Annotated in this window: 8 protein-coding genes; 5 read left to right on the forward strand and 3 right to left on the reverse strand. The window is 56.1% G+C overall.

The annotated features are described in order from the left end of the window. The first annotated feature begins 232 nt into the window (after window positions 1-232). The 4 genes from OSO_RS0106730 to OSO_RS0106745 all read left to right on the forward strand — a co-directional run bounded on the left by OSO_RS0106730 (window position 233) and on the right by OSO_RS0106745 (window position 6,554). On the forward strand, window positions 233-1,636 hold the full coding sequence (locus tag OSO_RS0106730) for a 3' terminal RNA ribose 2'-O-methyltransferase Hen1 (protein WP_029246727.1): 1,404 nt from the start codon (window positions 233-235) through the stop codon (window positions 1,634-1,636). 72 nt (window positions 1,637-1,708) lie between these two features. After that, complete coding sequence (locus tag OSO_RS0106735; protein WP_010582691.1) at window positions 1,709-4,312, forward strand: polynucleotide kinase-phosphatase; 2,604 nt, start codon at window positions 1,709-1,711, stop codon at window positions 4,310-4,312. Between the two features lie 8 nt (window positions 4,313-4,320). Then, a complete protein-coding gene (locus OSO_RS0106740; protein ID WP_010582692.1) occupies window positions 4,321-4,770 on the forward strand; it encodes a GNAT family N-acetyltransferase in 450 nt (149 codons plus the stop codon). A gap of 158 nt (window positions 4,771-4,928) precedes the next feature. Then, window positions 4,929-6,554 (forward strand): hypothetical protein, encoded by a 1,626-nt coding sequence (locus tag OSO_RS0106745; protein WP_157605067.1) that lies wholly within the window; start codon window positions 4,929-4,931, stop codon window positions 6,552-6,554. Between the two features lie 169 nt (window positions 6,555-6,723). On the opposite strand, the gene OSO_RS0106750 is transcribed toward OSO_RS0106745, so the two are convergent. Then, window positions 6,724-10,278, reverse strand: a complete 3,555-nt coding sequence (locus OSO_RS0106750; protein ID WP_010582694.1) for an ATP-binding protein — start codon at window positions 10,276-10,278, stop codon at window positions 6,724-6,726. A 52-nt stretch (window positions 10,279-10,330) separates the two neighbouring features. Next, entirely contained in the window at window positions 10,331-12,085 is a 1,755-nt protein-coding gene (lepB, locus tag OSO_RS47535; protein WP_010582695.1) for a signal peptidase I, read from the reverse strand. A 330-nt stretch (window positions 12,086-12,415) separates the two neighbouring features. On the opposite strand from lepB, the gene OSO_RS0106760 reads away from it, so the two are divergent. Next, window positions 12,416-13,600 carry a DUF6263 family protein gene (locus OSO_RS0106760; RefSeq protein ID WP_157605068.1) on the forward strand — a complete coding sequence of 395 codons (1,185 nt, stop codon included), beginning with the start codon at window positions 12,416-12,418 and terminating at the stop codon, window positions 13,598-13,600. 26 nt (window positions 13,601-13,626) lie between these two features. Here OSO_RS0106760 and OSO_RS0106765 read toward each other — a convergent pair whose 3' ends face one another. Further along, the gene (locus OSO_RS0106765; RefSeq protein ID WP_157605069.1) at window positions 13,627-14,676 is read right to left on the reverse strand and encodes a hypothetical protein; all 1,050 of its coding nucleotides are present in this window, start codon (window positions 14,674-14,676) and stop codon (window positions 13,627-13,629) included. Window positions 14,677-14,702 lie beyond the last annotated feature (26 nt).

Genomic DNA, 14,702 nt, shown 5'->3' on the forward strand with positions numbered 1-14,702 from the left:
CGCATTTCTGTGACAATCCCGAACCCGTCGTGAAGACATGGTGTCAAAAGCCCGCGGCTTCCTGAGCCTGTCGCGACAATTGAACTTTTCGCGTTTCCCGAGTCACTGGCCGCAACCGATCACGGTCGGGCGCATCAATTCTTCAACCTGCTCCGAAGTTCACTCCCATTGAATGGTCTTCGGCAATCGTCTTCCATTCTTCAGTTCCCGTATCCATTCGGCGGGCCCCTCGATGCTGCTCACGATTTCAACCACACATGCGCCCGCAACCGATCTTGGATTTCTGTTGCACAAACACCCGGATCGTTGTCAGACGTTTTCTGCAAGCTACGGTTCGACACATGTCTTCTATCCCGAAGCGACGGACGAGCGAACAACGGTGGCTCTGTTGCTTGAAGTCGATCCCGTCGGCCTGGTGCGAAACCGCCGATACGAGGCAGCTCACCTTGCACAATATGTGAACGACCGCCCTTATGTGGCGTCTTCGTTTCTCAGTGTCGCGATCGCGCAGGTGTTTCGCTCGGCGTTGAACGGGCGCTGCGAAGCACGCGAAGAACTTGCCCGGACCCCCATTCCATTGTCGGCGCGCCTGGACGTCTTGCCCGTCCGCGGCGGCGAGGATTTTCTGCGAAAACTGTTTGAGCCTTTGGGGTACTCCCTTGATGCACAGCGCTATCCACTTGACGAACAGTTTCCGGAATGGGGGGACAGCCCTTATTACTCCGTCACAATCTCGGGAACAAAACGGCTGTCAGAACTGTTGACACACCTGTACGTCTTGATCCCGGTCTTCGATAACCAGAAGCACTACCACTTCGGGGACGATGAAATCGAGAAACTGCTCGACAAAGCATCGGTCTGGCTCGCGGATCATCCTGAAAAAGATCAGATTGCGCGCCGGTATCTCGGCCACAAACCGAACCTTTATCGGGAAGCGCTCGCCCGATTGATTGACGACGAGGTTCTCGAAGAGGAGCTCACGGAAGAAAAACCATTGAGCCCCGAGGTTCAGCTTGAAGAGAAAGTCAGCCTGAATGAGCAACGACTCGGATCGGTCCTTGCCGCACTTCGCGCAAGCGGCGCACAGAGCGTCATCGATTTGGGTTGCGGCGAAGGGAAACTGCTGCGTGAGGTGATCGCCGATCGTCAGTTCCAGCGAATTCTCGGCATGGATGTTTCCGTGCGGGCATTGGAAATTGCCCAGCGACGCCTGAAGCTGGACCGACTTCCAGAGAGCGTGGCCGAACGTGTTCAACTCATTCACGGTTCACTGATTTATCGCGACAAACGACTATCAGGCTTTGATGCCGCGGCCCTTGTGGAGGTGATCGAACATCTCGATCCACCACGATTGTCGGCCTGCGAACGCGTCATCTTCGAATTCGCCCACCCGAAAACGGTCATCGTGACGACGCCCAATCAGGAATACAACACGATGTGGGAGACGTTACCTGCGGGCCAATTTCGTCACGCGGATCACCGATTCGAATGGACACGGCAAGAGTTTCAGGATTGGTCAAACCGCATCGCGGAACGGCATGGGTATACGGTGGAATTTGTCGGAATCGGGCCGAACGACCCCGTCGTTGGCTCGCCCACTCAAATGAGCATCTTTCAAACCCGAGATGCCCGCTAACGTGGCCGGTAGGACATTGATCCCGATTGACTTGAACGAGCGATCGCCGCCTCTCAAAAACGAACACGATACATGCACATCGCCCTCCCGAAATTGTCTCTCGTTGTATTGATCGGACCGAGTGGTACCGGAAAAAGCACCTTCGCGCGCCGCCATTTCCTGCCCAGTGAAATACTGTCGTCCGACTACTGTCGCGGTCTTGTCAGCGACGATGAAAATTGCCAGGCGGCAACGAACGACGCTTTTGAAATTCTCCATTTCGTTGCCACAAAACGGCTTTCTCGAGGACGGCTGACCGTCATTGATGCCACCAACGTGCAGCGAGAATCGCGAGCGCCACTGGTGACCCTCGCGCGGAAATTCCATTGCCTTCCCGTCGCGATCGTACTGAATCTACCGGAATCGGTTTGCCATGAGCGAAACCAGTCCCGTTCGGATCGTGCATTTGGTCCACATGTCGTACGACAACAGCATCTGCAGCTTCGGCGATCGATTCGGGCCCTGGGCAAAGAAGGGTTCCGACATATTTTCGTCCTGGACTCGTTGCAAAAGATCGATCAGGCCACGATCGAACGAGTCCCGTTGTGGAACGACCGATGCCACGACCATGGCCCGTTCGACTTCATCGGCGACGTTCATGGCTGCGCGGACGAACTGGAGGAACTTCTGGCGAAGTTGGGCTACAAATGCGCGCCATCCAATTCGGGACTTGGACTTGGCGATGGGACTGGCTTCGTTCATCCTGCCGGACGCAAGGCGGTGTTTGTCGGCGATCTTGTCGATCGAGGCCCGCGTATTTTGGATACGCTGCGCATCGTCTACAACATGGTCCAGTCAGGAAGCGCACTCTGCGTCCCTGGAAATCATGACGAGAAGCTAGTCCGGAAGCTCAGCGGTCGTGACGTCAAACGGACGCATGGACTCGCCAACACGCTCGCGGAAATCGAAGCCTTGCCCGACGATCTCCGCGAGTCGTTCTGTCACACACTGAAAACATTTCTCGACAAACTTGTCAGTCACTATGTGCTCGATGATGGCCGGATCGTCGTGGCGCACGCGGGCATGAAAGCGGAAATGCAGGGACGCGGATCGGGGGCGGTTCGCAGTTTTGCCCTGTATGGTGAAACAACCGGTGAGACTGATGAATTCGGGTTGCCAGTCCGCTTGAACTGGGCAAGCGAGTATCGCGGCGACGCAATGGTCGTCTATGGTCACACCCCCGTGTTCGAGGCGGAATGGCTGAACCGCACAATCAATATCGATACCGGCTGCGTGTTCGGCGGGAAGTTGACGGCCCTGCGATACCCCGAACGGGAGTTGGTTTCCGTACGCGCACGCCAGACTTACTGCGAACCATCCCGACCGTTGAGTCCGAGGGAATTGTCCGCACATCCATTGTCGACGCAGCAGCAGCAAGACGACATGCTCGATCTCGAAGACGTCAGCGGAAAGCGAATTGTCACAACCCAATTAATGCAGAATCTGACAATCCGCGCCGAGAACGCCTCGGCCGCACTCGAAGTGATGAGCCGGTTTGCCGCCAATCCGAAGTGGTTGATTTATCTACCACCAACGATGTCGCCGACCGAAACGTCAACGATGCCTGGTTTGCTCGAACATCCCGCCGAGGCGCTCTCTTACTTCCGCAATCAAGGGATTCCACAGGTCATCTGTCAGGAAAAGCATATGGGATCGCGGGCGGTGGTCATCGTCTGTCAGGATGAGGCCGCAGCGCGTGCCCGCTTCGGAATTGCAGAAGCAGAATCGGGGATCATTTACACGCGGACGGGCCGACGATTCTTCACCGATTTGAATCTTGAATCCCAGCTCCTCGAACGACTGCGGGGGGCACTCGGCGCAGCGCATTTCTGGGAGCGATTTCACACGACCTGGGTATGTTTTGATTGTGAGCTAATGCCATGGTCCGCCAAGGCGCAGGAGCTCCTTCGTTCGCAGTACGCCGCTGTCGGCGCGTCGGGCCAGGGAGCCTTTCCGCCTGTCACACAGGCATTCGAGCAAGCCGCGGCACGATTGCAGGCGGATTCCCGTCAAACGTTGATGGAAGTCGCGGACGCAATGGCGACTCACAGGCACAATCTCGATAGGTTCGTCGAGGCGTACCGCAATTATTGCTGGCCAGTCCAATCGCTTGAGGATCTCAAACTCGCCCCCTTTCACCTGCTTGCCACGGAAGGAAAAGTGCATACCGAGCAGAATCACCTTTGGCACATGGAGACCTTGCACGAACTGTGCGATCAGGCTCCCTCCCTTCTTCGCAAAACGCGTTATGCGACGTTCGACGTCACCGATCCGGACAGCGAACGTTTAGCGACGGCGTGGTGGGAAGAATTGACGGGCACTGGCGGTGAAGGAATGGTGGTGAAACCCGTCGATTTCGTCATGCGAGGGACCAAGGGGTTGGTCCAACCCGCAGTGAAATGTCGCGGCCGCGAGTACTTGCGAATCATCTATGGCCCCAACTACACCGCGGACGCCAATCTCGCACGCTTGCGGAAACGATCGGTCGGAACAAAACGGTCATTGGCACTCCGAGAATTCGCTCTCGGCCATGAAGCGCTGCACCGATTCGTACGCTACGAACCACTTCGCCGCGTACATGAAGCAGTATTCGGAGTACTGGCGTTAGAAAGCGAACCCGTCGATCCTCGACTCTGAAAGGACAGATGATGTCATTCGCAATTCGTCTTCTGCGTTCGTCGGACTACGAACAATGGTGCCAGATGCGCGCGCAGTTGTGGAATGATGTTCCGTCGGCGGAATTGGAATTGGAAACACCCGACTGGATCGCAGGCAAGAACTGCGCGGTATTCGTGGCCGAGAACGCGGCCGGGGTGTTGTGTGGATTTCTTGAAGTCGCAATTCGGCCATCGGACGTCAACGGGACGACGGGACGATTCGGCTATGTCGAAGGCTGGTACGTGGCGTCCACAGCCAGGCGCCAGGGGATCGGCCGGAGCCTGGTCGACGCAGCAGAATCTTGGTCTAAATCACAGGGATGCGACGAGATTCATTCAGATGCGCACATCGAAAATCACGTCAGTGAAGCCGCACACCGAGCGATGGGATTCTCTGAGGTGGAGCGACTCGTCCACTTCAGCAAACGGTTACTCTAGAAAACCGCTGCCGTGATCATCCCAGATTACCAACTCGGCAAAATGCGTGGTTTCACCTAGGCTGAATCGGCCGTTTCCACTAGTCTCTGCCGTACGAGACTGTTTTTGGGACGACAGTCGCCTCCGAAACGTGCTCATCGTGGAAAGGAATCTGAAAGATGAATATGAGGAGACCTCTGCAGAGACGCATTCGCCCGTTAGCCGGGTGTGCGGTTCTGATCGGTTTGGTTTGTGGAGCGGTGCAGGACATCGGAATTTCGACGGCCTTCGCACAGGGCGGACGCTTGGCGCAATCGCGCGAAGGCGCCAAAGATCTATTGGACTATTCGAAAGGATTCAATTCGGACGATGGCTTCGAGCGTCCTCGTCCATCCGATAAGCGCAATCAAATTCTCTCGGGGGAAGTCGATACCAAGCAGTTGCGTCAACATGTCCAGGCCTTTAAGGACATCCTGGCACAGTTGATCTATGAATTGAACGACCAATCGAGCACGCTGCCAGGTGTCCGTCCCGTTTATTTGGAGGCACTGCAGCTGAGCGGTTCGGTCGATACCATCGCGAAGCATGTCGCGAAGCATGACATCGATTCCACGATGCTTGACGAATTGCAGCAGGCCGACGCCGATTGGCGGGAATTGGTCTATCGCGCGGGGAACCTGCGTGGACTTTCGGGCGAGGCCAAGAAACTCATTGAAGATCTGAGCCGGCTGGATCAAAAGATTCGCGATACCCTCGGAATCCAACCCCAACTTGATCGCCGTCAATTGACCCTCAAAGCGGCGGGGCTCGCGTCGAGTCTCGACAGCTTGAAGGACGACATCGAGTTTGAACTTGGGAAGAGTCGAGACACGGTCTTCTATCGCCGATCCATCGGTCGTGCACGGCAGTCTGTCTTGAACCTGATCGCGTTGATCCGCGACAACACGACGGAATCAAACGTCATGGAGAGCGAATTCAAGCAATTCGAAATGATCTGGACCCCACTGGTCAACAAACTTCACGCCGAAGACGATCGGTATATCGAACGCGGTCTGACCCGCGTGGCGGCCGCCTCAAACGAAATTCACCAGTTGCTGCTGTTGCCACAAAAAGTCGACCAGACACAATTCGTGTACCTGACAAAGGGGCTGAAGAAGGACATTGATGAATTCTTTTTGAAAACGCCGCTCGTCCTCGTCATGCAACTCGAGAACTCCAAGCAGGCACTTCCCGTTGCCGACCAATTGAGCCGCGCCTGCGATCGGTTCGTCGAAGTTGTTCAGAAATCACAAGATCATGCCGCCGTGGTCGATTCGTTTCGAAAGATCGAGCAGGCGGAGAAGGCGTTCTACGACGTCTATCGAGACGTCGACAGCGATCGTGCGGTGGCCGCTCTCACCAGGATCAACCAGTCGGTTGGTTCGTTGCGGTCAGCACTGCAGCTTCAGCAGGACAATTTTGATACGCGAACCGCCTCGGATCTGGCAGCACTGGTGCAGAATCTGACCGAACAAATCACGTTCGTCAGCAAACGCTGGTTGGACAAAGAAGACCCGGATTTTGAAGACGATTGCCTCAGCGAAGTCAAAGCGCTCGCCGACAGCGCCGCACAGTTACACGACGACATTGCCGAAGGAAAACGCGCCTCGGATTTGAAAACCGGCATGATCGACGTTTACGAACGTTGGCGAACCGTTTACGGCTATCTCGTCAAATGCCAGTCGGAAGAACGCGCAGCCTTGGGGCGATTGGCAACGAAACTGACGCCATCAATCGTCGACCTAAGAGCCATTGTGATTCCGTGATCCTCGTTTCTGAAACGCAAGCCGTGCAACGGATTCTCTGTTGCACGGCTTGATTCATTTCCGGACGAGAACGAGCAGCCTGTTGTAGAAATGGGCAGACACCTTGGTATTCACAATGTCATGGCGGCTATAAATCTGGTCTCGGCCAGTCCCCATTACTTCAACTGTGCTAACTCACCAGTCGATGGATGGCGAACTCCGTCGGAGAAATCTTTTGTGCGATTTCGAGCAGATGCTCGTGATGCGTAAAGAAGATCACCTGCCGATCCTTTGCCAGTCTCGACAGAATTCGCAGCGTCGCCGCCGATCGGGCATCGTCAAACTGAATCAGAATATCGTCCGCGATAAACGGCAGTTGATTTCGTGGCGCGTCTTCGAGCGACAAACTCGCCAAACGCAGCGCCAGATACAGTTGATCGCACGTTCCTTCACTCATTCCGCCGACAGCAACCATCTCGCGCTGCCCCGAGCGCAAACCGACCAGAATGGAATGCCCGCCGTCGTCTTCCACGACGCGAAGTCCATCAAACGACTCAAGCGTCAGTTCGCGAAAGAGATCGCTGGCCACCGCCAGCACAGGTCCGCGAATCTTCTCGCGGTACTTCTCGATCGCCGATCGCAGGACAACGCTCGAGAGTTTCAGGCGCACATACTGATCGGCGTCCGACTGAATTCGAGCAAGCCACTGACGTTGCTTCTCTTCCGCCTCGGCCGCCTCGGTACTGCCGTCCATTTGCTGCAGTCGCAATACAAACCCACCGAGCTGTTGATGAAGCTGATTCCGTTGCTCCGCGAGCTGCTCGCCTTCTCGTTCCAGCCGCTGAAGATCGGCTGCCAGTTCTTGACTGGATACACCCTTCACCAGGGACACGAACTCGTCGACGGGGGTTCCATCTGCCAACTCGACGAGTCTCGCTTCAATTCTGGCAACCTCGCGTTCACACCCTTGCAGGCGACGCGAGCTCGCTTCAATGGTTGCCAGCTCATCCAGAATTCCGTGCAGTGGTTCCGACGCGACAACCTCGCCAAGCGGCGACAGCCCGGCCGTCTGGCACAGTTCCGCAACGACCTGAATCGCACGATCACGGGATTCTCGCGCCGTTCGCAATTGACGCTCGGCCTGCGAAAGACGGGCCGTCAATTGATTGATCGTCGCCTGATCCTTTTGGGCCGCGACAGCGCGAATGCGAAGCGAGTTCACCGCGTCCTCGGTTCCCTGCTCCATCAGATCAGGAGCGAGTTCGCGGCACAGTTCGATCACACTGGCCGAGAACGTCAAGGCATCGGCGTCGATCCCCTGAATTCGTTGCTCAAGCTGATCCGCTTGCCGGCGAAGATCCGCCAACTCACTGATCGAATCAAGTATCACGGCGATCGCGTCTGGCGACGAATCGGGCGGAAGCGTTAGCTCCGACAATGCCGCTCGCCATTCCCCATGCCATTTCTCGAGCTGCTCGGCGCAAAGGCGTTGCTGCTCGAGGGCACTCGCGCTCTCGACCGAGTGTCGAGCCAGAATCTCCTCGGCCTCACGTCGAGACTGCTCAATCTGGTCCGCCTGCCGCAGCCGATCTTCGGCCATCAGCAACAGTTCGCCAAACGACTTCCCCCGCAACCGGTCGCTGTCGCCGATCCCATCCGGATTCGAGGTGCCACTAGCCTGCAGTTCCAACTCATCGTCCAGCAATCGAACAAGCAACGCCTGATGTTCGTCAAGCCGCTCTTTGAGCGCATCAAGATCTTTGATTCGGCGTGACTGCAGTTCGTATGTTCGCAACCAAACTTCGCGCCGAGAAAGCCACGTCTGCATCTCGCGCGGCGTTCGTGGCGCGAAGCCCAACTCGGGCCACATCGAGCTCCAATTCTTGTCGAGCTCAATCCGTCGTTCATCGATCGCCGTCAATTCCAGTGCGAGATTGCGTTGGCGATCATCGAGTTCGATCAGGTCCGATGCATAGTCCGCAAATTGAGCCACGCGATCCGCTTCATTTCGCAATCGATCCGAAATCTGATCCGACTCGCCGATCCGCTTGAGAAGCTGATCGAGAATCGGCTCAGCCGCCTTCTGATTGGTCTTCAGTGATGATCGCAACGTTTCGCCAACGTCGTCACGACTTCGCCGAGCGGCCAGCAAATCAGCTTCCGTCGGAACCTGAAACTCTTGCTTCAAAACCTCGATTTCCAGCCTTAACTTCGCCCCCGCCTCGGTCAGTTCGGTGCGTCGTCGCAGAAGCAATGCTTGCCCGGATTCCAGAGATCGCAATTCGGCTTCGCACGCGGCGATCTGATCTGGCTCCGGCACGTTCAATGTGACAAGCCGCTCAGGCGATCCCGTCCATGGGGCCAATCCCTTCAACTGCTGTTCGCAATCGGCTTGTCGCTCGGCGATTTCATTCTTGAACCTCGAAAGCTGCTGCTCGAGGTCGCCTTCGATTCGCATCGTGCGGACGGCAGAGCGTAGTGCGTCCAATGGCCGCAGCAGAGGCAGTGCCGCGATTTCGGAACGAGCTCGATCCGCGTCCGATGTCAGCTGTGAACACCGTTTCCCGGCATGTTCGAGGGCTTGAAGCAGTCCCGCCTCTTGTCGGCCCAATTGCCCAATCCGCACTCGATGAATTCGATCGGGAATGACAACGTTGTCGATCGCAATTTCAGACGATTGACTGAGCGTCGTCTGCAATTCGCCAATCGACCGGATCAATCGCTGTCGCTGATCAACAAGCTTTGGCCGATCCAATTGTGCCTTGCAGTATGAGCCCCAGCCCGTTAGCAACTGAGTGAGATCGTCGGCCCGCGCGACGAGCACGCTGGGCGTAGCCAGTGCTTCGAGCCGCAGTTGTGTGTCGTCGATCGTCTTCTGTTCGGATCGCAACTGCTCATCGGCGTGCTTCAACAACACGAAGGCCTCTTGTCGGCGCGCGCCAAACTCCACCGGCAATACGGGCACCGCCGTCAACGCAGCCAATTGACTCTGCGCCGTCGATCGTTCGACCAATAGCGGAATCGCTTGTTGCCAGCGCCGTCGCCGATCCACTTCGGCGGTATTCGTCTCCATCTCAGTCGTGATGGCATCCAGCGCCGCACGCGTTTTCTGCCGTGAAAATTCAGCTTCTTCCCAATCCGACACGGGTAGAAGTTTGGCGGCAACCAGATCGCGTTGTGTTTGCCATTCAACGATCCCCTGATTGATCTTTTGCTTCTTGCCTTGTGGCTTGAATAGTTCTGCCGCTTCCTCCGTCAGGCGTTTTTGGACCGCCGCCAGATCCATCACACCCGATCCTGTGGCGAACAGAATTTCACCAAGATCGCCGGTCCCCGTCGCGATCTCGCGTCCCCCTTCGACTAGGCGTTCGTAGTCGATCCCATATCGATTCGAGAACGTCGCTTCGTCGAGCCCGCAGAGCATGCGTTGCCAGCGTTGGTCATCGATGACGGTCGAATCGTCACCGGCGCGCAATGAGTCTTTTCGCGCCTTCCGCCGAATAATCTCGAGAGTCTCGCCCTGTCGATTCTGAACGATCCCGCCAATTCGCAATTGCGGATTCTGGTGGAGAAAATTGTCGTCCGTCCGTTCATCGAATCCGAACAGCAACTGGCGGATCGCCCGCAGAGTGGTGCTTTTGCCCGCCTCATTCGGACCATAAATCAAATGAAATCCCGGTCCAAGCGCCAACTTGACATCCGTGAATCGCCCGAACGCCAATAGATCCAGTCTGGCCAACCACATTCCGCACGGGCCCTTTATTTCAGTCAATCGAAAGCGTTTCGATTGTGATGTGTTATCGCAGGAAGCGAATTCGTTCCCAGTCAGGAATACGAAGATGAATCTCTTGATTCCCGATCCGCAGGTTACCCGGTTTGGATGGCAAGTGCACCAGGAACGGCTTCCCGATCAGATGCTTTCGCGGCACCGTTGGTTTGTCCCAGCGGCGACTGTCATGAGAGACGGGGCTGTTGTCCCCCAGCACGAAGAATTCATCGGGTCCCAGTTCGTACGGGCGATTCACCGCGTGTCGACTGCGAGATTCGGTGTAGTACACGTCACGATAAAGTTTGAGCTGGCTCATCTTGATGTCGACGCCGCGTGCACCAAACCGAACGGGGATTCGCGGAGGCTGGACGTTTCTCGGCAAGTCGATTGCGGCCGGTTCCATCACCGGTTTTCCGTTGATGGCGATCAGCACTTGCCTGTCGATCAGTGACACTTCGATCAGGCCCCCCGCTTCCGTGAATGACGACGGCCATGGAGCCGATACGACCGCCTCGGATTCACTGTGACGCGTATCGGCCCGTGTCCCAATCGTCACTCCGTCGGGCAACACATCGACAAACAGACTGACTTCGCGGCGCACAATATCGAACACCACTGAATACACGGATGCGCCATTGGTCATCTCGACCACGAACTCACCCGCTCCGCCTTGCCAGGCAACACGCGCAGATAGCATCAAATCGAGGACCGGATTGGGGGTTCCCACTTCGTCCGGCGGGTTGTATCCATATTCGTCGGAGATCGGCACGATGTGCGATGCTTCGTAAAGATCCTGGACCGCGCGATAGAACACTTGATCGGTGGTCAGTTCCATCAGCTTTCGGGCGACCTCTTTCGAAAGTGCCCCCGTCACATGGAACTCGCTGTTCTTTGGGTCGAACTTCAGTCCCGCATCGGGAACTAGGGAACTGTTAAGATCTTCCGGCCACTGACTGAGTGGGACGGAGGTATCGTGCAGGCCTCCTGATCGGATCCAGTGATGGTATTCGACCCAGGCGAGCGGGGTCTTGTCGGGACGACGGACATTTCCACCACGCAACTGGAACGACTTCGAACCCGCCGTCCAGACGGTCGTCTTTGATCTCTCAAGATCGTCTTCGGTTTCATCCACGCACTTCCAGTGCGGTTCAAACTCGTCATCATCTGTCGGTCGGTAGTCATGATCATGGACCAGAATCCGGGTCGCCACTTGTTGTGCATAGTTTTTCCGGGCAATCTGACCATCAATGATCACATCCCCGCCCTGGATCTGAATTCGCTCGCCAGGCAAGCCGACGGCCCGTTTCACATAGGCTTCCGTCGGATGAGCCGGGTTCCGGAAGACAATGACATCCCAGCGACGTGGTGGGCGATAGAGGTAGGCCTGCTTGTTGACCAGCAGTTGATCTCCGTGATTTCGCGGAACTTCCGAAACGTCGATTCCGTGTTGTCCGCAATTGGGACAGACCGCGCGGGTGCGATTGGCCACCACAGACTCGGCATCGGGATCCTCGTCCGTGTCATAGGCCGTCCCAAAGGGGAACGTGATCTGACACGTGGGACAAACGATCCGCTTATGAAATCCCAGCAGACAGGGGGCCATTGACCCCGTCGAGATCATATAGCCTTCTGCCGCAAATGTGCGAAACAGAAGCACGGCAATAAACAGCGAAACGAACGCTTCAACCAGGGCGCGAAACGTACCTCGCTCGTCAACATCGAAGTCGGATCCCGACGTACCCACCGCATTGACAGTCGGCGTCGGAGTAGACAATTGAGTCATCAATACCAACCGTGGAGACGCAACCGGACATCCTGTCCGATTTCATCAAGAATGGAGATCTTCAACGAACATTTGCGGGCAACGTTGAAAGTTCAACGATCCCCAGGATTCTACTCCATCATTCTCCAGGCAGGAAATAGAAGCGTTCCCGCGATTCTCTGGGATTCAGGGTCTGTCCAGCTGGCCACTTGTCCCGCCCGCGAATTCCGTCTTCGCGCGGAATCGGCCGATTGCTATCTTCACGCCGCGCAGAGGGATATTGCGCAAACTCATTGTGCGCGGCGAACGAGAACCGCCGCAAGACGATGGCTCACCATGGAAGGCAATGCGATGTCACCAGCGACACTGCGATGGATGTTGATTGGATCACTGTTGTGCGTCAGCCTGTCCGGTTGCAGCTATTTCCAAGACTCGGTGGCGGACGATGACACTGAACTGAATGAATTGGACGGCACCGAAACCGACCAGAGTTCCTCCGAAGCCGAAACGCGTCTAATGGCAGGTGAGAATTCCCCCATCCAAGAGGGCCTGCTGGAGTTGAAAGTGAAAGTGGGCGATCGTTTCCCGCTTTCAAAACGAGTCTCGAATCGACTGACGCAGTCCGACGCCAACGGCGTCAGCGAAAACACGTCTCAAACCGACATGATGCTGTCACTGGTCGTCGAGGATGTGCAACCCGATGGGCGAAAGCTCCTCTCAGTCCACTATCACCGCGTCAAATACGATCAGGACATTCACGGAAAGAAAGTCTCGTACTCTTCGGACCGGCCCGGCGAAGTAGTGCCACCTGAAGCCATGCTCTATGCCGGACTGGCAAAGAACGGCTTTTCGTTCTGGATCGGCCCCGACAACAAGGTCATCGAGATCGTTGGCTTCAATGACTTTCTACGACGCTGTCTAAGCAGCGTTCCTCCACAGCATGTCGCCATGGTGCAGAAACAATTGGATGCCACACGACGCGAGGACGGAATCGCGAATTTTATCGACGACAGCATCGGCCTGTTGCCATACAGCAACGACCCGAAGCACCCAGGCGTTTCTGTAAAAGAAGGAGCCACCTGGGAACTTGATCCCCGACATTCGGACGGGCCAATTCCCACCATCGTCAACACACAGTGCATGTTGAAAGAACTGACGCCAACATCCGCCGAGATTCTGCTGTCCGGTCGAATCAGTGGAAACACGAACCCAACCGTGATTCGAACGGCCGAAGGTTCCATGAAGATTCAGGTCAAGGGGGGCCAGTGTACGGGAACCTGTCGCGTGGATCGCATCACCGGCCTGCCGACGCAATCGCGGGTCCAGCGTTACCTTGAGATCGGCATGGAAACGTCCGATGGAAAACAGATCCACCAGACGAAAGAATCCGTCAGCGAGATCACGTCGTTCTTGAACCAATTGCAAATGCCGCCCGTGGGGTCATCCACTCCGATTCAGCAAACGAATTTTCGGAATGCCATCGGAGCAGAATCGCATCGTCGCGTCGATCAGGCGGGTGGCGCACGTAAATTCTAAAGATGAAGTTACGACGCGGTGACGACCTACTTCGTATTCGGCCCGAGGAATCGCAGCCACCTGCGATCGGTGATCGACCCCGTTGCAGCGCTGATATTCTCCAGCTCGGAAAGCGACGTCAGTCCCAGTCGCTTCATGTGCTTTTCGATCGTTTCGCGATCCGATTGAATCTGTGATCGTTCGCGGGCGAGACGTGCTCGTTCCAGCGACATCTCGACTTCACCCAGACGCACTTGAACGTCAAGGTGTTCCATGATCGATTCGACGCGAAGCTGAAGGTCGGCAGGCACGTTTCCCAACGCGGCCCAGTCATTCGGCAACGCCAGCACATTCCGCGTGCGAAACAGTCGATTCAATTGAATGATATACGTATCACGTTCGAGAATTGCCGCCTTAAGATCGTCATGGCTGGCTGATTGGAAATCCACATCGACTGGCGTCGGAGTCTCCGTCATCAGCTTCAGGATCTCGCGATCGTCCGTCATTTCAACCGGTTCAGGCGCAGCGATGAATTCTCCGTCCAGAATCTGACTCTTAATCGTTTGCCAGCATGGCGACGATTCATCAAGCGTCATATTGACCGAGTCAGTGTGCTGATCCGAATTTGTCTCGGGAGGCAAATTGAGACGTCGAATTCGTTCTTCGAAGTCATTCGGTTCGCTCGCCGTCCGATGGCCGCGTGGCTGGTTCTTGACCAGGTCACAAAGCGACGCCAATTGAGAATCGATGCGCACCAGCAGTGATCCCGCCTGCGTCTCTTCCCAGTCTGCGGCCATCTGCCGCAGATCGTCCATGAAAGGCGATCGTCCATCATGCAAATCCGCAAAGGGATTTGCCGACATCGACGACCGATTGCCGCGAGAACGATCAGCGCCTGTTCGTTCGATCCGGTCAAGCTGCTCAACCGCTTGCTCAAGTTCTTTCACGAGCGCGGTAATCAGTTCGTCTTTTTGATCCAGATCATGCTGATATTTGGTAATCACTTCCGTCCCAACCGCGCCTTCATGTGACGAAGCGGCATCAAGTGCCTTCAGGGCGACTGAGGATTCTATCGGCTGAGTTGTGTGTTTAGGCATCTGGGATACCAGTGTCATCTCGAACG

The organism is Schlesneria paludicola DSM 18645 (genome assembly GCF_000255655.1).
Classification (GTDB): domain Bacteria; phylum Planctomycetota; class Planctomycetia; order Planctomycetales; family Planctomycetaceae; genus Schlesneria; species Schlesneria paludicola.